21 protein-coding genes and 1 pseudogene are annotated in these 22243 nt (G+C 60.9%); 7 read left to right on the top strand and 15 right to left on the bottom strand.

The window, feature by feature from the left end:
* Positions 1-88: 88 nt before the first annotated feature.
* From CUC44_RS00925 to arcB, 3 genes are all read right to left on the bottom strand, one after another.
* The gene (locus CUC44_RS00925; protein ID WP_100858136.1) at positions 89-292 is read right to left on the bottom strand and encodes a hypothetical protein; all 204 of its coding nucleotides are present in this window, start codon (positions 290-292) and stop codon (positions 89-91) included.
* A 287-nt stretch (positions 293-579) separates the two neighbouring features.
* Positions 580-1944 carry a dGTPase gene (gene dgt, locus CUC44_RS00920; RefSeq protein WP_100858135.1) on the bottom strand — a complete coding sequence of 455 codons (1365 nt, stop codon included), beginning with the start codon at positions 1942-1944 and terminating at the stop codon, positions 580-582.
* A gap of 40 nt (positions 1945-1984) precedes the next feature.
* Entirely contained in the window at positions 1985-4297 is a 2313-nt protein-coding gene (arcB, locus tag CUC44_RS00915; protein WP_100858134.1) for an aerobic respiration two-component sensor histidine kinase ArcB, read from the bottom strand.
* Between the two features lie 202 nt (positions 4298-4499).
* On the opposite strand from arcB, the gene CUC44_RS00910 reads away from it, so the two are divergent.
* The gene (locus CUC44_RS00910) at positions 4500-5498 is read left to right on the top strand and encodes a DUF2860 family protein (RefSeq protein ID WP_100858133.1); all 999 of its coding nucleotides are present in this window, start codon (positions 4500-4502) and stop codon (positions 5496-5498) included.
* A 61-nt stretch (positions 5499-5559) separates the two neighbouring features.
* Here the strand turns inward: CUC44_RS00910 and CUC44_RS00905 are convergent, their stop codons facing one another.
* The 4 genes from CUC44_RS00905 to CUC44_RS00890 form a co-directional block, all read right to left on the bottom strand.
* Positions 5560-6258: a DUF3334 family protein gene (locus tag CUC44_RS00905; RefSeq protein WP_100858132.1), complete on the bottom strand. Its 699-nt coding sequence runs from the start codon at positions 6256-6258 to the stop codon at positions 5560-5562.
* A 134-nt stretch (positions 6259-6392) separates the two neighbouring features.
* Entirely contained in the window at positions 6393-6824 is a 432-nt protein-coding gene (locus CUC44_RS00900; protein ID WP_100858131.1) for an HIT domain-containing protein, read from the bottom strand.
* A 70-nt stretch (positions 6825-6894) separates the two neighbouring features.
* Complete coding sequence (locus CUC44_RS00895; protein WP_100858130.1) at positions 6895-7530, bottom strand: DUF2057 domain-containing protein; 636 nt, start codon at positions 7528-7530, stop codon at positions 6895-6897.
* Positions 7531-7625: 95 nt separating this feature from the next.
* A complete protein-coding gene (locus CUC44_RS00890) occupies positions 7626-8525 on the bottom strand; it encodes a LysR family transcriptional regulator (RefSeq protein ID WP_100858129.1) in 900 nt (299 codons plus the stop codon).
* Between the two features lie 99 nt (positions 8526-8624).
* Here CUC44_RS00890 and CUC44_RS00885 point away from each other — a divergent pair, with 99 nt between their 5' ends.
* Positions 8625-9227, top strand: a complete 603-nt coding sequence (locus CUC44_RS00885; protein ID WP_100858128.1) for a short chain dehydrogenase — start codon at positions 8625-8627, stop codon at positions 9225-9227.
* Between the two features lie 127 nt (positions 9228-9354).
* Here CUC44_RS00885 and CUC44_RS00880 read toward each other — a convergent pair whose 3' ends face one another.
* The 3 genes from CUC44_RS00880 to dapA all read right to left on the bottom strand — a co-directional run bounded on the left by CUC44_RS00880 (position 9355) and on the right by dapA (position 12577).
* On the bottom strand, positions 9355-10458 hold the full coding sequence (locus CUC44_RS00880; RefSeq protein ID WP_167388734.1) for a phosphoribosylaminoimidazolesuccinocarboxamide synthase: 1104 nt from the start codon (positions 10456-10458) through the stop codon (positions 9355-9357).
* Between the two features lie 105 nt (positions 10459-10563).
* Positions 10564-11697, bottom strand: a complete 1134-nt coding sequence (gene bamC / locus CUC44_RS00875; RefSeq protein ID WP_100858126.1) for an outer membrane protein assembly factor BamC — start codon at positions 11695-11697, stop codon at positions 10564-10566.
* Positions 11690-12577 carry a 4-hydroxy-tetrahydrodipicolinate synthase gene (gene dapA / locus CUC44_RS00870; protein WP_100858125.1) on the bottom strand — a complete coding sequence of 296 codons (888 nt, stop codon included), beginning with the start codon at positions 12575-12577 and terminating at the stop codon, positions 11690-11692. Before dapA ends, bamC begins: the two co-directional genes overlap by 8 nt.
* Before the next feature lie 120 nt (positions 12578-12697).
* Here dapA and CUC44_RS00865 point away from each other — a divergent pair, with 120 nt between their 5' ends.
* The 3 genes from CUC44_RS00865 (at position 12698) to CUC44_RS00855 (ending at position 14626) form a co-directional block, all read left to right on the top strand.
* Positions 12698-13231 carry a glycine cleavage system transcriptional repressor gene (locus CUC44_RS00865; RefSeq protein ID WP_100858124.1) on the top strand — a complete coding sequence of 178 codons (534 nt, stop codon included), beginning with the start codon at positions 12698-12700 and terminating at the stop codon, positions 13229-13231.
* Positions 13232-13254: 23 nt separating this feature from the next.
* On the top strand, positions 13255-13734 hold the full coding sequence (bcp, locus tag CUC44_RS00860) for a thioredoxin-dependent thiol peroxidase (RefSeq protein ID WP_100858123.1): 480 nt from the start codon (positions 13255-13257) through the stop codon (positions 13732-13734).
* A gap of 391 nt (positions 13735-14125) precedes the next feature.
* Positions 14126-14626, top strand: a complete 501-nt coding sequence (locus CUC44_RS00855; protein WP_100858122.1) for a YfbU family protein — start codon at positions 14126-14128, stop codon at positions 14624-14626.
* 95 nt (positions 14627-14721) lie between these two features.
* On the opposite strand, the gene yfbV is transcribed toward CUC44_RS00855, so the two are convergent.
* A complete protein-coding gene (gene yfbV / locus CUC44_RS00850) occupies positions 14722-15162 on the bottom strand; it encodes a terminus macrodomain insulation protein YfbV (protein ID WP_100858121.1) in 441 nt (146 codons plus the stop codon).
* 303 nt (positions 15163-15465) lie between these two features.
* Here yfbV and CUC44_RS00845 point away from each other — a divergent pair, with 303 nt between their 5' ends.
* Both CUC44_RS00845 and pta read left to right on the top strand, forming a co-directional pair.
* Positions 15466-16668 carry an acetate kinase gene (locus CUC44_RS00845; RefSeq protein ID WP_100858120.1) on the top strand — a complete coding sequence of 401 codons (1203 nt, stop codon included), beginning with the start codon at positions 15466-15468 and terminating at the stop codon, positions 16666-16668.
* Between the two features lie 69 nt (positions 16669-16737).
* Positions 16738-18891, top strand: coding sequence for a phosphate acetyltransferase (gene pta / locus CUC44_RS00840; RefSeq protein ID WP_100858119.1), 2154 nt, complete (start codon positions 16738-16740; stop codon positions 18889-18891).
* Between the two features lie 403 nt (positions 18892-19294).
* On the opposite strand, the gene ilvN is transcribed toward pta, so the two are convergent.
* From ilvN to CUC44_RS21215, 4 genes and pseudogenes are all read right to left on the bottom strand, one after another.
* On the bottom strand, positions 19295-19789 hold the full coding sequence (gene ilvN, locus CUC44_RS00835; RefSeq protein ID WP_025328160.1) for an acetolactate synthase small subunit: 495 nt from the start codon (positions 19787-19789) through the stop codon (positions 19295-19297).
* On the bottom strand, positions 19789-21507 hold the full coding sequence (locus CUC44_RS00830; RefSeq protein WP_100858118.1) for an acetolactate synthase 3 large subunit: 1719 nt from the start codon (positions 21505-21507) through the stop codon (positions 19789-19791). Before CUC44_RS00830 ends, ilvN begins: the two co-directional genes overlap by 1 nt.
* A gap of 390 nt (positions 21508-21897) precedes the next feature.
* Positions 21898-22050, bottom strand: coding sequence for a hypothetical protein (locus tag CUC44_RS00825; RefSeq protein WP_100858117.1), 153 nt, complete (start codon positions 22048-22050; stop codon positions 21898-21900).
* A gap of 35 nt (positions 22051-22085) precedes the next feature.
* Positions 22086-22243, bottom strand: a pseudogene (locus tag CUC44_RS21215) (MJ1255/VC2487 family glycosyltransferase); the annotation flags it as partial.

Here is a 22243-nt window from a genome sequence, read left to right as displayed (position 1 = left end):
TAATAAATTTGTAACATTTCCATATGGAAATGAAAAAGGCAGGCCAAGGCCTGCCAGTGTCAATGAGAGGGGGGCTGGCCCCCTGTCATCAGGTTATTCGGTTCCCGAGGCGGAAGCCGGTTTGAAACTCCTGCTCGCGAACATGGGCGATCTGCACATTCATCCCTTCCAGGCCGATATCCTTCAACATGGCCGGTGAGAGGTTCAGATAGCTGACGCGACGCTCCAGTCGGGTGATCCGTTTCTGTACCAGGGATTCGACGGTGCGCAGCAGTGTGAGTTCGATAGACATATGATTCTCCAGTTGAACATGCGGTTCTCCCGGAGAGAGGACATCACCCTGCGGGATAACCGCGGGTGATGAAAAGGCAGGTGTTACCTGTTCCCTCCACGCGGTAAATAAAGAGCACGAGTCTTCGCGCTGCCGATGCAGCGGTCGAACGCAACGTTGAGCATTGAATGTTGCATAGACGTCTCCTTACCGAGTGAAAGTTGAACAAGTTGCCACAGTCTAGAAAAACACCGTTTTTTGTGCAATATCCACCCCACCCATATGGGTGAGATGGCTGATGAGACCGATCAGATCCCGGACAACAGCCGGAACTCCTCCAGCGCATAGGTATCCGTCATGCCGCTGACGTAGTCGAGCAGCAATCTGACCCGGTAGTACCACTCCTGCTCGGCGGCAGACACGAAGCGAGGATCCGCCGTGGCCACCGCCAGCCGATATGCCTTGAGGTGACGGGCCGACAAGCGATGGAACAGCCGGCGGGCGAAGAACAGCTCGCTGCCCCCCTTGCCCGCCAGCAGCCGCTCGAACTGGGCGGCCGGCAACGCCAGCAGACAGGCATAGGTCGAGAGCACACCGCGCAGGGCGGCATAGCCTTCCAGCTCCAGAGCCTCCACTTCGGGGCGCATAAAGACCTGCTCCCTCGCCACCTGTTTGAGCACATCCAGCACCCGCGCCGCCGGTGCCTGACCGTGCAGCAGGGCCTGGGGATAGGCGCCGCTCAGGATGGCCTCATGCTCACCCACATAGGTGTCGGCCGCCAGGGTCACCAGATCCCGGGTGAGCTGCTGGCGAAAATGGGGGAAGAATCCGCGCTCCGACGCCGTGGCCCGGGTCAGCAGAACTGCCATGTAATCCCCCCCGTCAGCGCTCTGCAGCGCCTGCTGCAGCTCGCTCAGGGTGAGAATCCGCCTGTCCACCGCATCCTCGAGATCCGCGATGCAGTAGGAGATGTCGTCCGCCGCCTCCATGATGTAGACCAGCGGATGACGACAGCCGGGAGCCAGCCCCAACTGCTGACTCAGGGCCTGGTAGAGCGGCTGTTCGCTGAAGAAGATGCCACGCTTGCTGGCCCAGCCGTGGTGCTGGCCAAAGTGCTGACCCGGTGTCGGCTGCTGCGGGTATTTGCACAGGGCCGCCAGCTGCCCCAGAGTCAGGTTCAACTCGTGCAGGCTGTGCACCAGTCGCAGACTCTGGGCGTTGCCATCGAACACCAGCAAGTCCTGACGCAGTTCGGCCCACTGGGGGCTTGGCAGCTGATCATGGGCGCTGGCAAAGAGATCATCCAGCGTCTGTGCCAGCCACTGGCTCATCACCTGCTCGCCAAAGTGGCCGAACGGCGGGTTGCCGACGTCGTGCAGCAGGCAGGACATCTCCACCAGATTGATGAAGGCCCCCTCGCACACTGTGCTGGCGGGCAGCTGGGCCAGGATGCGGCGACTGATCTGGCGGCCCGTCTCCTGCACCTCCAGGGAGTGAGTGAGGCGGCTTCGCACCGAGGCCTTCACATCCAGCGGAAATACCTGGGTCTTCTGCTGCAGCCGGCGCACCGGCGCGGCCTGCACGATGCGGGCGCGATCCTGCTCGGTCGCCTCCAGCAGGGGTTCGTCTCCCCAGCTGTGAATTCGCAGGGACGGGATCAGGCGCTGATACATGGGGTCTGCCTCCTTGGCTGTGATGGCATCAATGATCGGCTCAGGAGAGCAACCAGCGGCGCAAGCGGGCTATGTCGCCCGGGTATTCCCGGCGCAGCGTCTCAATCCAGTCTTCCACGTTCTCCCACCAGGCGGGATGATCCGGGCTCTGGATGAGCTGGGCCGTCTGCTGCAGGCGGCGCAGGCCGATGGAGCCGGCCGCCCCCTTGATCTTGTGCGCCTCCTCCACCACCCCGGCCTGATCCTTGGCAATCATGTTGGAATCGAGCACCGCCATGTAGTCGGGCATCATCTTCTCGAACAGATCCACACTGGAGAGCAGGATCGGCTTGCCGACCGTGCTGGCGTAATCGGTGAGGAAGGGCAAGTCCAGCAGTGCATCCTGATTGCTCGCATCTTCGATCTCATCCGCCTCATCGTCCGCCAGATCCGCAAACAGGTGACCAATCACCTCCCGCACCGCCTTGGAGCCGAGCGGCTTGTTGATCACATCCTGCATGCCGTGATCCCGGTAATACTGGCGATCGCCGGTCGAGTTGGCGGTGAGCGCCACCATGGGGGGCAGGCTGTCACCGTAGCGCTCAAGCAGCTTGGCCGCCACATCGAAACCGGTCATGTCCGGCAGCTGGATATCCAGCAGGATCAGATCAAAATCATCCGGGTTCGCCATGGCCAGCGCCTGGGTGCCGTCTCGCGCCACCTTGACCTCATGGCCGAGTTTGCTGAGCAGGGCGCATGCCACTGTGACGTTCAGCTCCACGTCCTCTACCAACAGAATGTCGAGGGAGGGCAATTCCAGCTCGGGCTCGATGGCCTGGGGCGCCACGCACTCCACCTCCAGCTCGGCGGTGAAGCAGGAACCCTCGCCGGGATCGCTGTCCACATAGAGCTGGCCACCCATGGCCTGCACCAGCTGGCGGGAAACCGCGAGGCCGATACCTGTACCGGTGGCGTGCTTCTTGCCCTGCACCTGATAGTACATGGCGAAGATCTTCTCCTGCTGGCCACGGGGAATGCCGACGCCGGTATCTTCCACTTCAAAATGCAGCGCCAGCTTGCCCGGTGTATCAGACTCATGGGACAGGCAACGCACCGTCACCCCACCCTCGTCGGTGAACTTGACCGCATTGCCCACCAGGTTCCACAACACCTGACGCAAGCGGGTGCCGTCCGCCATCACGAACTGGGGCATGTCGCCATCCCGGTCGAAATGCAGGTAGAGCCCCTTCTGCTCCGCCTGGATACGGGACAGTGTCTCCAGCTCGTCGAGAAAGGCGGGCAGGTCGATGCTGGTCGGCGCGATTTCCAGCCGGCGGCGGTCGAGTTTGTCCAGATCTATGATGTCGTTGAAGATGTTGCCGAGGGTCACGGCGCTCAGGTGAATGGTCTTGAGCTGCTGGTGCTGTTTCGCATCCAGCGGCGTGTCCATCAGCATGCGGCTCAAGCCGACGATGCCGTTGAGCGGGGTGCGCAGCTCGTGGCTGATGGTGGAGATGAAGGTGGTCTTGTCCCGGCTCGCCTTCTCCAGCTTGTCCTGATACTGCTTGCGCTCCGTGATGTCGCGGCCGAAGCCAAGCAGGCCGAGCCGCTTGCCGAAGCGGTCGAAGAAGGGCACCTTGCGCAGCTCGAAGTAGGCCTTGCGGCCATCCGGGTACTCCAGCCACTGCTCGTAGGTGAGGGGTTCGTTCTGGGCGAAGACCTGCTTGTCGGTCTCCACCACCTTGCTGGCGATGTCCTGCTTGTAGACATCGAACGGGGTCAAGCCGATGAGATCCGCCTCGACCCGGCCGGTCAGCTCCTCCATGGCGCGATTGCAACCGGAGAACTGCTCCTCCTCGTTGCGGTAATAAACCAGATCCGGGGAGCAGTCGATGAAAGAGCGCAGCAGGGCGGTGCGCTCCCCCAGGTGCAACTGGGCTTTTTCGCGCTGGAACACCTCGTTCTCCAGATCCTCAATCGCCTGCTGGCGCAGGGTCTCGGCCCGCTTGGTCTCGGCTATCTGGGTATTGAGGCGGCGGATGTTCTCCTGCAACTGGCTGTTGAGCTCGAGGTCGCGCTCGCGCATGTCCTGCAGCTTGCTCACCATCCGGCTCAGCCGCTGGCGGGAGTCTTCCAGCTGATCCACCACGATGGAGAGGAAATAGACGGCCCAGGGGGTCACCAGCAGACCGAAGAAGACCGAGCGCACCAGATCGACAATGTCGACGGTGCCGCGCAGGAACAGGGTCACCCCCATCTGGATGGAGACCGCCAGCACTATGATGCCCGCCGCCAGCAGCATGCTGAAACGGACCAGCCCCAGCTTGGTCATCAGATCGACGTAATACTGCGCCCAGGATTTGATTTGCTTCATCTCGTTATTTTCTCCCCGCGATTGCGCGAACAGAATACCAGCACGGCGCGCCGAACTCTTGTCGGTCGCGGTTTAAATTATTGATTAACGTCACACTCCTACTGGGGTAGCATGCCAGCCATTGACCAGTCAGCCCCAGTTCAGCAATTCAGTGCGGGCTCGACTGCTGCCGTTATTATCCGTTATTTCAGGAGTTCTACTCATGCGCAATCCCGTCCTGCTGAGCCTCAGCCTGCTGGTCGCCAGTGCTGCCCACGCCGATCTCGGCGCCATTCCCAGGCAGTCAGGCTGGTCCGGCTTCCTGCTGGGTGGCGTCACCGCCAGCAGTCACGAATCCAACTTCTATGCCGGCGGCGACAGCAACAACCGCATCGACAGCCTGGGCTCCCCCGGTAGCGAGAACGGCTTTGCTCCCCTGCTCAACGCCGACATCCGCTACACCTTCGCCGATACCCGCACCCAGGTGTTCCTCGGCAACCTGATCCAGGATGCGCTGCGCTTCGACTTCACCCAGCAGTTCGGGATCCGCCAGGAGATGGGGGACAAGGGGATCGTGGCCGGCTCTGTGGTGTTCAACGTCATGCCGGTCGAGCTGTGGAGCGATCCCTTCGCCACCGGCGTGGATCGCAGCTCCACCGATGCCAAGTCGAAGGGGGTACGTTTTGCCTGGGACAAGATCTGGGGCAGCAACTTCAACGGCAGCATCACCACCCGCGAGGTGGACCTGGACGAGGAGCACAGCGGCCAACAGTACGATCAGCGCAACGGCACCAGCTATGCCCCCGTGCTCAACCGCAACGGCAAGATCCACGACATGGAGCTCTCCTACCAGTGGCACTTCGGCGATGGTCAGGTGCTGGAGCCCGCTATCCTCTACAAGCAGGCCAAGCTCGACGGCAGCGCCGAGAGCTTCAAGAACACGGGCCTGCAGCTGACCTATGCCAAGCGCGGTCCCCAGTGGTCCATCGTCAGCAACGCCTATGTCGGCAAGCGCGAGTATGACGAGGCGAACCCCATCTTCGGCCAGCGCGCCGACGCAGACGAGTTTGCCCTCACCGGCACCTTCTTCTGGCATAGCCTGCTGGGGGTCAAGGATCTCTCCGGCACCATCACGGCGGCTTACAGCCAGGCCAACTCCGACATCGGCTTCTACGACACCCAGACCAGCACCTTCAGCACGGGTCTGCTCTACAACTTCTAAGCCGGCGTCCATGCCAAAAACAAGGCCACCCTCGGGTGGCCTTGTCGTATCCGCCGGTCGCTTACAGACCGAGGGAGTTCAGCAGATCGTCGTGATCGTTGCTGGCGGGAGCCGCCGGTGCGGGCACCGGCTTGGTCGCCGCCAGTTTGGCCTGGGCGATCAGCTCGTCCGGATCGACCTCCTCCTGCACACCGCCATCGTGGATCCGGATAAACTCGGTCCTGTCCATAGCCAGCTCCAGGTAGAAGATGTTGTTGGTGGCGGTGAAGAAGGTGACGCGGCGGGTCTCGGGGTTGTCGAGGTTGGTATCGACGCTCAGCATCACCTGCTTGTTCAGGGCCAGCATCTTGGGCTGGTTCTGGGTGATGTGGGTCTGCAACTCGCGCCCGACCTTGCCGGTGAAGCTGCCGACGATCTGGTTCATCAGCTCGCCCATGACGTTGCTCACCTCGTCAGAGGTGTGAGAGATAGCAAGATCTTCTTTAGAAAGCCCCATATTCAGCATGTAACTCTGGTACAGCTCCATGGCCGCCGCGGCGGAGAAGTTGATCACCACCAGGCCGGAGAAGCCGCCATCGAACAGCACGAAACAGCCGATGTCGGGCTTGAGGCAGGTCTTGCTGATCCGCTGCACCATGCCGGAGAAGCGCACCTGGCTCATGGTCGCCGCACTCAATACTCCCGTCACCGAATTGCACAGGCTCAGCAGCACGTCCTCTGTGGTCAATACGGCGTCATCCTCGGATCTTGTCACTATCATGGAACCTTCCTGCTGATCGAAAAATTGGGCTTGTCTGTCTCATCACATGGGGTATCACGCGCTGGCGTATCGCCCTAACAGATAGCGTGATCCCGATGCAAAAACCGCGAGCCGCCTCTCACTTGACGAGCTTGTCAGTCAAGAAGCGGGCTGAAGCCACTCAGGGTGGCCAGGCGGGCTCGCCAGTTATCGGCCTCGCGCTGCAAATCTTGCGCGTTATATGGGACGGCGGGACGCGCCCCCCAGATGGGACCCGGCCAGGCGGGATCCGACTCGAAGCGGCAGACGTGATGCAGGTGCAACTGGGGCACCAGGTTGCCGAGCGCCGCCACGTTGATCTTGTCGGGGCTGAGTGCCTGCTCCATCAGGCTGGCGACGGCGCAGGATTCCTGCATCAGCTGCTGCTGCTGGGCCGGCGGCAGGTGATGGATCTCCCGCAGCCCAGCGATGCGCGGCACCAGGATGAGCCAGGGGTACTGGCTGTCTTTGGCGAGCAGGACGCGGCAGAGCGGCAGATCCCCGAGGGATCGGGTATCCGCCTGCAGGCGGGGATGCAATTCAAACATGGGAACCTCGTTGGCAAGCATGCGCGGGCACGAAATGAGAGTGCTCACGTTACTGCAACGAGGCACAAACTTAAAGCCGGGGCACGGCCCAACCGATGAAGCGCTTGCGAAGCTCGGGGTCCGCCTGCAGGAAGAGTCGCTGCAACTGGCCCTCCAGCTCGCTGGCGGGCACGCTCGGCGCCTGGGTCGCCGCCACTGTGGTTGTGGTCGCCGCCGTGGTTGCCACCGCGCTGGCCGCCAAGATCGCCTTGCCCCCACCGCGGTTGTACTCCGCCAGCCGGGCCGGCCAGTCCATCCCTATCTGCATGCCGTTGACCACCAGCTCGTCCTGCTGCGAGGGAATGGGCTTGCCGCCCGCCAGCAGGCCGATGACGGGGGCCTTGGCGTAGCGCACCATACCGCTCTCGTCTTTGGGGACCACGGCCTGCAGCCGCAGCTGCTGGCCGCTCGCCTGGTAGCGGATCACCTGGGGCTCGGAGCGGATCTCCTTGTCGTTGTCGCTGCTGGTGCGGCTCGGGATCAGCCCCTCATAGCGCACCAGCAGTTGCTGCTCGCCATCGGCCAGCACGGCACGGCGCTCATCCTGCAGCGTGCCGCTGCTCACCGCCAGGATCTGGAAATCCTCCGGCACCTCGACCCTGACCTCGGCCTGCGCCGCCCCGCCGCACAGCAGCATGATCCCAATCCACACCTGATGACGCTTCATTCCCTGCCTCTCTTGAATCGCTATGATGGCGCAGGCTAGCAGCCGGATATGACAGAAAAATAACAGCCGGCTCCAGCCTCATCACAGCAAGCCAGTCACAGCAGATAGTGAGGCCGTTCGGCAAACCACTGGGCCAGCACCTGCTTGAACAGGCGGATCTTGCGCGGCACCCGCCGCTGCTGGGCGTGCAGCACATGCAGCGGGTGCAACCCGGTCTGCCACTCGTCCAGCACGGCCACCAGCTCCCCCCGGGCCAGACTGGCCTCCACCAGCATCAGCGGGCACTTGGCAAAACCCATGCCGGCGCGGGCCAGTTGCAACAATGTGCTGTAGTGGTTGGCCCGCACCTTGCCCTGCACCGGGATCAGCGCCTCCTCCCCGCCCCGGCGAAACAGCCACTGCTCCCAGGCCGGATTATGATCCTGCAGCAGACAGGTGCGCCCCACCAGCTCATAGGGGCTGGCCGGCGCCCCTTCCCGTGCCAGCAAGGCGGGACTGGCCACCACCACGTCCTTCAAGCGGCCGAGAGGCAGCGCCACCAGGTTGTCTGGCACCTGGCTCATGGCGCGCAGGGCGATGTCGTGCTCCCCCTGGCTCATGTCGATCATGGCGTTGGTGAAGTTGAGCTCCACTTCGACCCCGGGACAGAGCGCGGCGAAGCGGCCGAGCAGCTCGCTCACCATGCGATCGCCCGTGCTGACCGGGCAGGTGAAGCGCAGCCGGCCGCTGTCCTCCTCGGTCAGGGCCTGGATCTCCTGCTCCGCCTGCTGGGCCAGGGCGAAGATCTGCCCCGCCTGCAGATAGAGGGTCTTGCCCGCCTCCGTCATGCTCAGGCGGCGAGTGGTGCGCTGCAATAGCTGGGCGTTGAGGGCCGCTTCCAGCGCGCTGACATGGCGGCTCAGCATCCCCTTGCTCACCTCAAGGGCGTCGGCCGCGGCGGAGAAACTGCCTCGTTTGACCACCTCATAGAAGCTGGCCAGGTGAGTGATGTCCATTTATTAGCTCCAATATGGAAACAATACGTTCATATTAAGCGCTTTTTCTTCTGTTTGTGGCGACTAGAATCATCAATATCCCAAACAGGAGTGTCCAAGATGAAAATCGTAATTGTGGGTGCCTCCGGCACCGTCGGATCCGCAGTCACCGCACTGCTCGCCCAGGATCATCAAGTGATCCGGGTCGGCCATCGTCAGGGCGACGCCCTGGTCGACATGACCGACAGTGCCTCCATCGCCGCCCTGTTTGACGGGATCGGCCGGTTCGATGCCCTGGTGGTGGCCAGCGGCAACGTCGCCTTCGCCCCCTTCCCCGAGATGACGGACGAACAGTGGCAGACAGGGCTCGAGAGCAAGCTGATGGGCCAGATCCGGTTGACCCGCGCCGCCATCCCACACCTCAACGACGGCGGCTCCATCACCCTCATCAGCGGCATCCTGAGCGAGGAGCCCATCAACTGGGGGGTCAGCGCCAGCACCATCAACGGCGCCATCGAGCACTTCGTGCGGGCCGCCGCCTGCGAGCTGCCAAGAGGCTTGCGCATCAACGTGGTCAGCCCGACCGTGCTGACAGAGTCCATGGACAAGTACGCCGACTTCTTCCCGGGCTTCGTGCCCGTGCCCGCCGCCCGGGTGGCCCAGGCCTACAAGAAGTCCGTACTGGGGGTGCAGAGCGGTCAGGTGTTCAGGGTCAATGGCTGACCCGGCGCCAGCCGCCAGAGCATAAAAACGGGCCCCGCGATGGGGCCCGCTTGTATTGGTTTCATAGGTTGGATCCGCTGCCATCCGCCGGCAAACGTTTGTTTTTCGGCGATAAAGAAAACAGCGCTCAGTCGATCAGACCGTATTGCTCGCGCAAGACCTCGATGATCTCCTGCTTCGGGTTGGCGCTGCGTGCAAGCGGGTGACCTATGACCTTCTGGGCGATCCCCACATAGGTGTGGGAGATGTCCATCATCACCTCGGTGGGCAGCTTGTTGTCCCGGGCCAGGGCGAAGCGTTCCGGCATGCGGTTTTTGTTGAGCAGTATGTCGGGGTCCGGGAAGTGGTTCAGCAGCCACTGGCGGAAACCTTCCTTGGACTTCTCGACGATCTGCCCCTTGCGCAGGGCGGCACCGTCCCAGATGCGGGAGCTGTCCGGGGTACCCACCTCATCCATGTAGATGAGTTTCTCGCGCCCGGCGGCGTCCTGGACGTAGCCAAACTCGAACTTGGTGTCGACGAAGACCTGATCCCGCTCGGCCAGGGCCTCGCTGATGACGCCAAAACCTTCCTTGAGCAGGGCCTCGTAGCGGTCGATGTCGGCCGGCGTGCTGAAGCCGAAGGCCTGATGATGGCGCTCCAGATCGGCGCGGGAGACGTTGACGTCATCGGCCTCAGGTACCCCTGCCAGCCCCTTGAGGATCCCCTTGGTGGACGGGGTGATGAGGATCTGTGGCAGCTTCTGATCCTTCTTCAGCCCTTCCGGCAGACGGATGCCGCAGAAGTCGCGCTCACCATCCTGGTAGGCACGCCACATGGAGCCTGTGATGTATTGGCGGGCGATGGCCTCGATCATCACGGGACGGGCCTTCTGCACTATCCAGACGAAGGGGTGCGGGATATCCAGGATGTGGCTGTCGGCCAATCCTTTTTCCTTGAACAGCTTGAACCAGTGGCTGGAGATGGCGTTGAGGGCGGCGCCCTTGCCCGGCACACCGTTCAGCCCGTCCACACCTTGCCAGATGCAGTCGAAGGCCGAGATGCGGTCGCTGATCACCATGATGGCTAGCGGCGCATCGGCCGGCACATCATAGCCTTTCTCCCTGATGAGCCGGGCGCTGTCGGCCTGGGTCAACCAGTAGACGCTGCGCACTTTACCGGAATGGACGGGTTTATCGGTACGGATCGGCAAATCGTCGTTCACTGCCAATACTTGATCTGCAAGACTCATGGTAGGTAACACTTCCTGTTGTGGGCGTAATAAAACAGGGGCGCCTGGCCCCTTCTTCGACTAGCGGGATCCATCTAACAAAACAGGGGCACTAGGCCCCTGTTTTCATTCTGCTTTTGCTGCTGCCTGATCGGCCTGGCCCTTGGCGAATGCGCCGGACAGGCTGATGTACATCTGGGAGATGACCCCGGATGCGACCGGCTTCTTGTCCTTATCGAACAGGGTGATGGAGGTCTTGCCTCCGGCCATCTCGCCGAGCTGGAAGCGGTACTTGTCTTCCTCCAGCTTGAACGGCTCGGCCCCCTTGGCCTTCCAGAACTCGGCGCCCGGCTCGTCATACTCGACGTCGATCCAGCCAAGAGACTGCTGGGTGTCCTTGATGGTGAAGCCGTAGCCCGGCAGTACCTGGTTGAGACGGCGCCATACCTGTTCGAAGGAGGCGTCCACGATCCAGGCGCTCAGATCGTTGTTGTCCAGACCCAGCTCCATGCCCATACCATCGTTGGTCTTGTGCTGTTCGCGGGCCTTGAGCTGCTTGTCGTAGTAGAGGGAGAACTGGTTCAGGGCCCGGGTCGCGTAGCGCTGGGCATCGGCCGGGGTCAGCGTGGTGCTGGTCTCGCCGTCTATGGTCTCTTCGTGATCCAGCACCCGTACCGACATGTTGACGGCGTGACGCTGAGTGTCGTTGCGCAGGGTGAACTGGTAGCGCTGACGAATTTTGAAATCATCGTCTTCTTCAGCCCAACCATCCAGCGCACTTGTGTTGTCAAACCAGCCGGTTTGCAGCACACCGCTCTGCTGATCCAGCTTCTCAGTGGTCACTTTATGCTGTGCCAGGAAGTTCATCAGGAAGGCCCAGGTATCGCGCTCCACGCTCTGGCTGGTGCTGAGGGCATAGAAGGCCAGGGTCGGCTCGCCCGGGTTGGCGCTGGCCACCACCTGGCTGCCCGGTACCACGGTCAGCAGCTGGGCGGGCGGACGCACGTCGACCTTGGCACCGATGGCGCCCTCACGGCTGCTCTCGGGCAGGGCCGGGATGTCGAAGTTGCTGTTAAAGGCGGGGGCACTCAACCCGGCGGGCACGAGGAAGGCACGACCTTCGAGGCGGCTCTCTTCATACTCGAAGCCACGGTTGGCCATCTTGCGATCCTGGGGTGAGCTACAGGCTGCCAACACGGCAACGGTCGCGACACTCAGCACCAGGCGCACTGCATTTCCCTTTCCATTTGCTTTAAACACTCGCCATCAACTCCGCAGTCGTCAGTGCTCGCGCCATCGCCTGCTCGCCCTCGGGGGTGAGGTCGGTCAGCGGCAGACGCAAGGTCGCCGTCGCCATCAATCCCAGCCGGGCACAGGCCCACTTCACCGGAATGGGACTCGGTTCGCAGAACAGAGCCTGATGCAACGGCATCAATCGATTGTTGATGTCATGAGCCTGCCCGGCATCACCGGCCAGGGCAGCACGACACATGTCGGCCATCTGGGCCGCCGCAATATTGGTGGTGACTGAAATGACGCCATCACCCCCTTGCAGCATAAAATCACATCCACTGGCATCATCGCCACTATAAAGCGCAAATTCCGGCCCGCACAGTTCACGCAGCAGCGGGGTACGGCTCAGATCGCCGGTGGCCTCTTTCAGGCCTATGATCCCCGGCACCTTGGCCAGCCTGGCCACCGTCTCCGGTTTGAGATCGCAGCAGGTGCGACCGGGCACATTATAGAGAATTTGGGGCAGACCACTAGCCTCGGCGATCGCACAATAGTGACGATAGAGACCTTCTTGGGTGGGTTTGTTGTAATAGGGGGTAACCGAGAGGCCCGCGACCACGCCCATGTTGGCGAAGTGTTTGGAGAGCGCGATGGCATGGGCCGTGTTGTTGGAGCCACAGCCGGCGATGACCGGAATGCGGCCGGCGGCGAATGCCACGGTTCTTTCCACAACGGCGATGTGTTCCGCCTCGCTCAGGGTGACCGACTCTCCCGTGGTGCCCACCGCGACGATGGCACTGGTGCCAGCAGCCACATGGTAATCGACCAGGGCCGCCAGGCTGGTCCAGTCGATTTCACCCGAGGCCAGCATGGGGGTAACGAGCGCAACAATACTACCGCGTAACATGGATTTTTCTCCCGATTTTCAGGGGCGTTATGGTAAAGCTGCCCCCTTTGAAAAACAAGGGAGGCAAGGGACAAGCCGTGTTACCATCCGCCACAAAACGTAATGGACGAGAGACGATTTATGACTCATTACCTGGTCGTAACGGCCATCGGCACGGATAGGCCTGGCATCGTCAATGAAGTTACCCGCCACGTCAGTGGCTGCGGTTGCAACATTGTCGACAGCCGTCTTGGTATTTTTGGTAACGAATTCACCTTCATCATGCTGCTGTCCGGTGACTGGAACAGCCTGATGCAACTCGAAATCAGCCTGCCCCTGCGCAGCCAGGAGTGGGATCTCATCACCATGATGAAGCGCACCGAGCGCCACCACTCACTGCAATATGACATCAGCGCCAGCGCCGATGTCCTGATCCGGGACCAACCCGGCATCGTCAGCCAGTGCACCCAGTTCTTCAGCGATCATGGCTGGGACATCCAGGCCATGCAGACAGTGACCCTTGAACAACAGCCGTTCAACCTGCTCAAGGCCAGCTTTCAGCTGAACCTGGCCAAACAGGGGGAAGAGGCGGGTTCCAAGACGGCCTTCGCCGATTTCTGTCGTGAACTGGGCGCCGAGTCCTTCGACTTTCTCGTCAATCACAAGTACGCCTGACGGCGTTTATCCGAGGAGACCCCATGCAACCACTACAAGCTGGCACCCAGGCCCCCGATTTCTCCCTCTCCGACCAGGATGGCAATCAGGTCAGCCTGGCCTCCCTGCGTGGCAAGAAGGTGCTCGTCTATTTCTATCCCAAGGCCATGACCCCAGGCTGCACCACCCAGGCCTGCGGCCTGCGTGACGTCAATAGCGAGCTGGCGGCCCTCAACGTGGCGGTGCTCGGCATCAGCCCGGATCCGGCCAAGCGCCTGAAAAAATTCGAGGAGCGCGACAACCTGAACTTCCGTCTGCTGGCGGACGAGGATCACGCGGTCGCCGATGCGTTCGGCGTCTGGGGTCCGAAGAAGTTCATGGGCAAGGAGTACGACGGCATCCACCGCCTGAGCTTCCTCATCGACGAGGAGGGCAAGATCAGCCATCGCTTCGACAAGTTCAAGACCAGCGACCACCACCAGGTGGTGCTCGACCTTATCAAGAGCCAGTCAGCGGGTGCGTGAATCAACCCACATCGGATAGCAAAAGAGGGCCTGCGTTGCAGGCCCTCTTTTTTCTTGCGCTTCTTCCTGACAGGAAGAAGCCACGGAGCAGGTCGGTGCCTGCCCTTGCCCCGTCTGCTAGCCCATGGCCGCGGCGGGATCGTTTTATCGACTGCTTGCACCCGATGGGGTGCCTTGGTGGTAGGTCGATTGGCATGGGCCAAACGACGCTTCCATTCTTGTCTGCCCACCACGAAAAGCAAGCCAGAACGGGCACATTTAATTAACCAGCGGGCAGAGGGTCTGGATCACCTTCCCTCGCTTTTCTCGCCAACCTCCCCTGCCAGATCAAAAAATTCATCTTGAATATGGGTTAACGTTATCCCAGTTTCATTTTCCAGTGAGAAAGCCCATGAACATGAGCCACACCGAACGCCTGATCCTGAGCAATCAGTACGAGATCCTGGCCAAACTCAATCCGGAAAAGGCCGCCGCTTACCAAAGGGCCAGCACCATAGTCGAGCGTGGCTACTGCCTGCAGATCCTCGAGCTGGAGAAGAGTTTCGGCCACCTGGATCTGGCCACCTGTCAGGAGGTGATCGACACCCTGGAAATGCACCATGCACTGGCCATCTCCTGGGGTAATCTGGACGCCGCCGCCCAGGCCGAGGTGAACGCCAGCCGGCTCACCTTCAACGGTTACAGCCGCAGCCAGGAGCGGGAACTGGCGGATTATGTCTGCTTCCTGCTGGAAGTGGACAAGCGCTTCCCCGAACTGCCCTGCCCCTGCGACGAGCTCTCCAGCGACATCGCCATGCGCGACAAGTACCAGCGCATGCTGGCGGCCTGGCGTCAGTGCCCCCGTCAGTACAAGCTCTCCATCCAGGAGATCAGCAAGGTACTGGCGGCCTGAAGCCTGACATGACAAAGGCGCCCATGGGCGCCTTTTGACAATGATGAAACCTCATTCGCTGAGGCGGGGTCTATCCCCTTACCGGGTTAGCATCCTCATTCGTAGAGAAAGGATTTGTCCAACTGCTTGAAGGCGGCATTGAGGGTATCGGCCAGCTCCTCATAGCGAGGCCGTGCCACCAGTTGGCGGTGACCACCCTGCTCGTTCATCTTGCCGTTGATCTCCCGATACCAGTTGGCGAGAGAGGGCGGAAGGCGGGTGTCGGCACGCTGACCGAGCCAGTAGTAGCCCTGCAGCGGCAGGCTGAGCAGAAACAGCACGGAGGCCATAACAGACGGCCAGTAATGCTGCTCGCCGAACTGGAATTGCACCATGACGCTGAGCACGGCCAGAGCCGGAATGATCTTGAGGGCAAACTCGGTCGCCTTGATCACCCTGTTCTCCGGAAACATGGAATTAAGCTCGGGACGGCGCGGCCAAAGAGTCATATAATGACGGCCTTGCTGTAATTTAGTTCCAAAAATGTTCATGCTCATGCTACCTCCGAGCTCTTTTTGAACGTATTAACGGCAAAACCTCGACAAAATTTGAGAGCCGATAACAAAGGTTGAGGATGACTTTGTTATTTTTCAACAATCAGGTTATCCTTTGTACGCCTAATTTTTACGCCAGTACACTGCTGCTGGCCTGTCAGGGACGTCTGGATCTCGGGTCTTGTATCACTATACAAGGGGCAAGCAACAGATTGCCAACCCTCATAAGGATAAGTTGAAAGTTTTTGGACGCACCGCGTCCGGCGCATCCTCCAAACCCAACCCAATCTGCGATAGGATTTATTCATGAGTAAGCTGGTTCTTGTTCTTAACTGTGGCAGCTCGTCCCTGAAGTTTGCTGTCATTGACGCAACCACCGGTGATGATCTGCTGTCCGGCCTGGCCGAGTGCTTTGGCCTCGACGACGCCCGCATCAAGTGGAAGCTGAACGGTGAGAAAGGCAGCGCCGATCTGGGTGCCGGTGCCGCTCACCAGGAAGCGCTGGACTTCATCGTCCACAAGATCCTGCCGCTCAACCCCGAGCTGTCCAAGAACCTGATCGCCATCGGCCACCGCGTGGTACACGGCGGTGAGCAATTCACCTCTTCCGTACGCATCTGCAACGACGTGATCGCCGGCATCGAAGCCGCCATTCCGTACGCGCCGCTGCACAACCCGGCTCACCTGATCGGCATCCGCGCCGCGCTGAAGGTGTTCCCTGAGCTGGCCGAGAAGAACGTCGCCGTATTCGACACCGCCTTCCACCAGACCATGCCGGAAGAAGCCTTCCTGTACGCCCTGCCGTACAAGCTCTACAAAGAGAACGGCATCCGTCGCTACGGCGCCCACGGCACCAGCCACTACTACATCAGTCTGGAAGCCGCCAAGCAGCTGAACAAGCCGGTGTCCGAGCTGAACATCATCAACTGCCACCTGGGCAACGGCGGCTCCGTCTGCGCCATCAAGAACGGCCAGTCCGTCGACACCTCCATGGGTCTGACCCCGCTGGAAGGCCTGGTGATGGGTACCCGTTCCGGTGACATCGATCCGGCCATCATCTTCTTCCTGCACGACAAGCTGGGCATGAGCGTGGCCGACATCAACACCATGCTGACCAAGGAATCCGGTCTGCAGGGTCTGACCGAAGTCACTTCCGACTGTCGTTTCGTTGAAGACAACTACGACAGCAAGGAAGAAGCCAAGCGCGCCATGGACGTTTACTGCTACCGTCTGGCCAAGTACATCGGCGCTTACGCCGCCGCCATGGACGGTCGTCTGGACGCCGTGGTCTTCACCGGTGGCATCGGCGAGAACTCAGCCCCGATCCGTGAGATCACCCTGAACAAGCTGGGCCTGCTGGGCTTTGACGTCGACCACGACGCGAACCTGAAGGCACGCTTCGGCAAGGGCGGCGAGATCACCAAGGCTGGTTCCACCAAGGCCCTGGTTATCCCGACCAACGAAGAGTGGGTCATTGCCCACGACGCGCTGGAACTGGTCGGCGCATAATTTAGCTGTAGAGCAAGGCCGCCCCAGGGCGGCCTTTTCCTGATCCCAAAAATGAACAAGGGGTAATAAGTGGCACGCACTATTATGCTCATCCCCGTCGGCACTGGTGTCGGCGTAACTTCCGTGAGCCTCGGCGTTGTTCGCGCCATGGAACGTCACGGTGTCAATGTCAGCTTCTTCAAACCGGTAGCTCAGCCGCGTCCGGGTGAAACCGGTGCCGAGCGCTCCACCGCCGTGATCCGCGCCGCTGCCAACATCAACCCGCCCGAGCCGTTCGCCCTCTCCTACGCCGAGAACATGATCACCTCCAGCAACACCGACATCCTGCTGGAAGAGATCGTTGCGCGCTTCGAAGAGCACGTGAAGACCAGCGGTGCCGAAGTCGTGGTGATCGAAGGCTTGGTGCCAACCGACAAGCAGCCGTTTGCCAACAAGCTGAACTACGATGTGGCCAAGGCGCTGGACGCCGACATGGTGTTCGTGACCCACCCGGGCAACGACTCCAGCCAGAAGCTCAAAGAGCGCATCGAACTGGCCTGCTCCAACTTCGGTGGCGTCACCAACCCCCGCATCGTGGGTTGCGTCATCAACAAGGTTGGCGCTCCGGTTGACGAGCACGGCGTGACCCGCCCTGATCTGACCGAGATGTTCGAAGCCCATCACCACACCTCGGACGCCGCCCACAACCTGGAAGTGCTGCAGGTATTTGGCAAGAGCCCGCTGCGCATCCTGGGTTGCATCCCCTGGAACACCCAGCTGATAGCCCCCCGTGCCAAGGATCTCGCCAAGCACCTGGCCGCCAAGATCCTGCACAAGGGTGAGCTGGACAGCCGTCGCCTGCAGACCGTGACCTTCTGTGCCCGCTCCATCCACAACATGATCGAGCATTTCCGTCCGGGCAGCCTGCTGGTGACCTCAGGCGATCGTTCCGACGTCATCGTCTCCGCCTGCCTGTCCGCCATGAACGGCGTCAAGCTGGGCGCCCTGTTGCTGACCGGCAACTATCATCCGGAGCCGCAAGTCATCGCCCTGTGCCAACAGGCCATGGCCACCGGCCTGCCGATCATGATCACCGGCACCAACACCTGGCAGACCGCCGTCAGCCTGCAGAACTTCAACGTCGACATCCCGGAAGATGACCGCGAGCGGATCGAGCTGGTGCAAGACTATGTGGCTGGCCACATCGACAAGCACTGGATTGAATCCCTGACCGCCAAATCCACCCGCTCCCGTCGCCTGAGCCCGCCTGCCTTCCGTTATCAGCTGACCGAGCTGGCCCGTCAGGCCAACAAGCGCGTCGTGCTGCCGGAAGGGGAAGAGCCGCGCACCATCAAGGCTGCCGCCATCTGTGCCGAGCGTGGCATCGCCCGTCCGGTGCTGCTGGGCAACCCGGAAGAGATCCGTCGCGTCGCCGAACAGCAGGGTGTGGTGCTGACCGACCGCGTCGAGATCATCGATCCGCTGGAAGTGCGCGAGCGTTATGTGCCGCGTCTGGTCGAGCTGCGCAAGAACAAGGGTATGACCGAAGTGGTCGCCCGCGAACAGCTGGAAGACAACGTGGTGCTGGGCACCATGATGCTGGAACGCGGTGAAGTGGATGGCCTGGTCTCCGGCGCCGTGCACACCACTGCCAACACCATCCGTCCGCCGATGCAGATCATCAAGACTGCTCCGGGCTCTTCCCTGATCTCCTCCATCTTCTTCATGCTGCTGCCGGATCAAGTACTGGTGTATGGCGACTGCGCCATCAACCCGGACCCGAGCGCCGAACAGCTGGCCGAGATCGCCATCCAGTCCGCCGACTCCGCTGCCGCCTTCGGCATCGAGCCGCGCGTGGCCATGATCTCCTACTCCACTGGCACCTCTGGCGCCGGTGCCGACGTAGAGAAGGTGCGTGAAGCGACCGAGCTGGCCAAGGCCAAGCGTCCCGACCTCATCATCGACGGCCCGCTGCAGTACGATGCGGCCATCATGGAGAACGTGGCCAAGTCCAAGGCACCGAACTCTCCGGTCGCGGGTAAAGCCACCGTGTTCGTGTTCCCGGACCTGAACACCGGCAACACCACCTACAAGGCGGTACAGCGTTCCGCAGAGCTGGTCTCCATCGGCCCCATGCTGCAAGGCATGCGCAAGCCGGTCAACGACCTGTCCCGTGGCGCCCTGGTAGACGACATCGTCTACACCATCGCCCTGACCGGTATCCAGGCAGCTCAAGCCGAGTAATCGACCTCAGCCCTGACCTATCAAAAACCCGCCTGCTGGCGGGTTTTTTTATGAGCGAACGGCTGCATGTTGATCCACAAGATCAAATCGGGATCCTGACCGGATCCCTCGCCAACCCGCCAAGGCTCGGCTGGCAAGGGGCTGGCGATAAGCAAACACTCACACCCGCACCAGCGGATTGCACAATTGCGATCCAGTCAGGATCAAATCAGAATATTCCTTTAAGATCAGCAAACTAACGCCAGACACACCGCTAATCTACAGACTTTTCCACAGCTTTTGTGGATAGTTTACCGATCATTTGAAAGAAAATAACAGTTCCGCTCAGCACTTATCCCTCTCGAGCCCCCATGAGAAAGGGGCTCCGAAGAGCCCCCTTGGGATAAGTCATCACCCTCTGATATCAGGGACGCAGGGACTTGTCGGCCCGAGAGATGCCGCAGACGCCGGAGCGCACCACTTCGATGATCTCGTTGGTCTGGGCCGCCGTCTTGATGAAGGCATCCAGCTTCTCACTCGTACCGACAAGCTGCACCGTGTACTGCTCCGGGGTCACGTCGACGATCTGGCCACGGAAGATGTCCGCCAGCCGTTTCAGCTCATCGCGAGCGCCACCGGCGGCACGGGCCTTGACCAGGGCTATCTCCCGCTCGATGTGCTCACCTTCGCTGAGATCGCACACCTTGAGCACGTCCACCAGCTTGTGCAACTGCTTCTGGATCTGCTCCAGCACCCGCTCGTCACCCATGGTCACGATTGTCATGCGAGACAGGGTCGGATCCTCGGTAGGCGCCACCGTCAGGGTCTCGATGTTGTAACCGCGCTGGGAGAAGAGGCCCACCACACGGCTCAGGGCGCCGGATTCGTTCTCCAGCAGTACTGAAATGATGTGTCTCATCAGGTTCTCTCCGTCTTGCTCAGCCACATTTCATCCATGGCACCGAACTTTATCTGCATCGGATAGACGTGCTCATCCGGGTCGACCGAGATGTCCATGAACACCAGCCGATCCTTCATGGCGAATGCCTTCTCCATGGCACTCTCGAGCTCGGCCGGATCGCTCACCGCGATGCCGACGTGGCCATAGGCCTCCGCCAGCTTGACGAAGTCCGGCAGGGATTCCATGTAGGAGTGGCTGTGACGGCCGCCGTAAAACATCTTCTGCCACTGCTTGACCATGCCGAGGGCGCGGTTGTTGATGGAGATGATCTTGATGGGCACCCCGTACTGCATGCAGGTGGAGAGCTCCTGGATGTTCATCTGCACCGAGCCGTCACCGGTCACGCAGCACACCACCGCATCCGGGTTGGCGAACTGGGCGCCCATGGCGGCGGGAATGCCGAAGCCCATGGTGCCGAGGCCCCCTGAGTTGATCCACTGGCGCGGCTTGGCAAACGGATAGTAGAGGGCGGCAAACATCTGGTGTTGACCCACGTCGGAGGCGACGAAGGCCTCCCCCTTGGTCACCCTGTACAGCGCCTCGATGACCTGTTGCGGCTTGATCAGGGTGGGAGACGTCTCATAGGCCAGGCAGTTACGGGAACGCCACTGGGCGATCTGCTCCCACCACTCCGCCAACGCCTGCTTGTCGTTGTCGAGGCCGCATTCGCGGATCACTTCCAGCATCTGCTCCAGCACGGTTTCCACCGAGCCGACGATGGGCACATGGGCCTGCACCGTCTTGGAGATGGAGGTGGGATCGATGTCGATGTGCACCACGGTCGCATGGGGGCAGAACTTGGCCACGTTGTTGGTGACGCGGTCATCGAAGCGGGCACCCACGGCGAAAATGAGATCCGCGTTGTGCATTGTCTTGTTCGCTTCGAAGGTGCCGTGCATGCCGAGCATGCCGACAAACTGCGGATGGGTGCCGGAGAAGGCACCGAGCCCCATCAGGGTGGTGGTCACCGGCAGGTTCAACAGCTCCGCCAGCTTGGTCACCAGATGATCCGCGTTGGCATTGATGGCGCCGCCGCCCACGTACATGACAGGGCGCTGAGCCTCTGCCAGCAACTTGGCAGCCCGCTTGATCTGGCCCTTGTGTCCGGCCTTGGTCGGATTGTAGGAACGCAGGGAGACGGACTCGGGATACTGATAGGGGAATTTTTCTTTCGGATTCTGCACGTCTTTGGGCAGGTCCACCACCACCGGCCCCGGGCGGCCACTGGCGGCGATGTAGTAGGCCTTCTTGATGGCCTCCGGGATCTCGCTGGCCTTCTTGCACAGGAAACTGTGCTTCACCACAGGGCGGGAGATACCGATCATGTCGGTCTCCTGGAACGCATCCTCCCCGATCATGCTGGTCGGCACCTGACCGGACAGGATCACCAGGGGGATCGAGTCCATGTAGGCGGTGGCTATGCCTGTGATGCAGTTGGTGGCACCGGGACCCGAGGTCACCAGTACAGTCCCCACCTTGCCGGTGGAGCGGGCGTACCCGTCAGCCATGTGCACCGCGGCTTGCTCGTGCCGCACCAGGACATGCTCCATCTTGCCGTTTTCGAAGAGAGCGTCATAGATGTCGAGCACTGAGCCACCTGGGTAGCCGAAAACGTGTTCAACTCCCTGATCTTCCAGCGCTCTAACCACCATCTGGGCGCCTGATAACATCTCCATGATAAAGCCCTCCAGGCTTTGCTCCGTTAAGCGAAAGCTATCGACCGTCCGCTGCTTCCCGGCATCGCCGGTCCGTGTGTTTATGGTTGTCTGAATACAGACCAGGCGAGTTCGGAGCAGTCGATAGTATAAAAATCGGTTTTTTCCATCATCCACCCGAAAATAGGGTGAAAAAACAACTTAACCCGCCCGTGAACGCTTGTCCACGGCTTTGTCTGACAGCAACAGTCATAAATTTCAAACAGCCATTAACATTCAGTGACTTGCCGGTATGACTGGAAATAAAGCCAAGAGGATAGGGAATAAACTAGTGATTCATGCTGAAAATATGGCAAAAAGCAGAAATAAATGGCCCACCACAACGGGTGGGCCTGTCAACTCAGCGGGGACTCATTGGTCCTGTTCCGGCTCCACCAGCCAGATCTGCTGATCCGGATCCGTCTCCTCGCAGACCGAGATGCTGACACCCATGTCGAGCAATTCGTGGAGTGTCAGATTGTCTGCCAGGTTCATGGTGTCGCCGTTCTCATTGGTAAAGCGCATGCTGTCCGTCCTCTCCGTGGTGGGATCATTTCAGTCTAGTCAAAGGCACTGAGTTGCGATAACCAGGGACGGGCCATGAGCGGCTTCTCCGCCAGTTCACTCAGCCGATCGCACACCTCCTCCGGGAAGAGGGTGCGGGCCCAGAGCCGGCGAGAGAGGGACTCAACTCCCTCCCCGGCCCCCGCCACCAGCC

This window comes from Aeromonas lusitana (assembly GCF_002812985.1).
Lineage (GTDB): Bacteria > Pseudomonadota > Gammaproteobacteria > Enterobacterales > Aeromonadaceae > Aeromonas > Aeromonas lusitana.
This window is presented reverse-complemented; position numbering and strand designations above follow the sequence as displayed.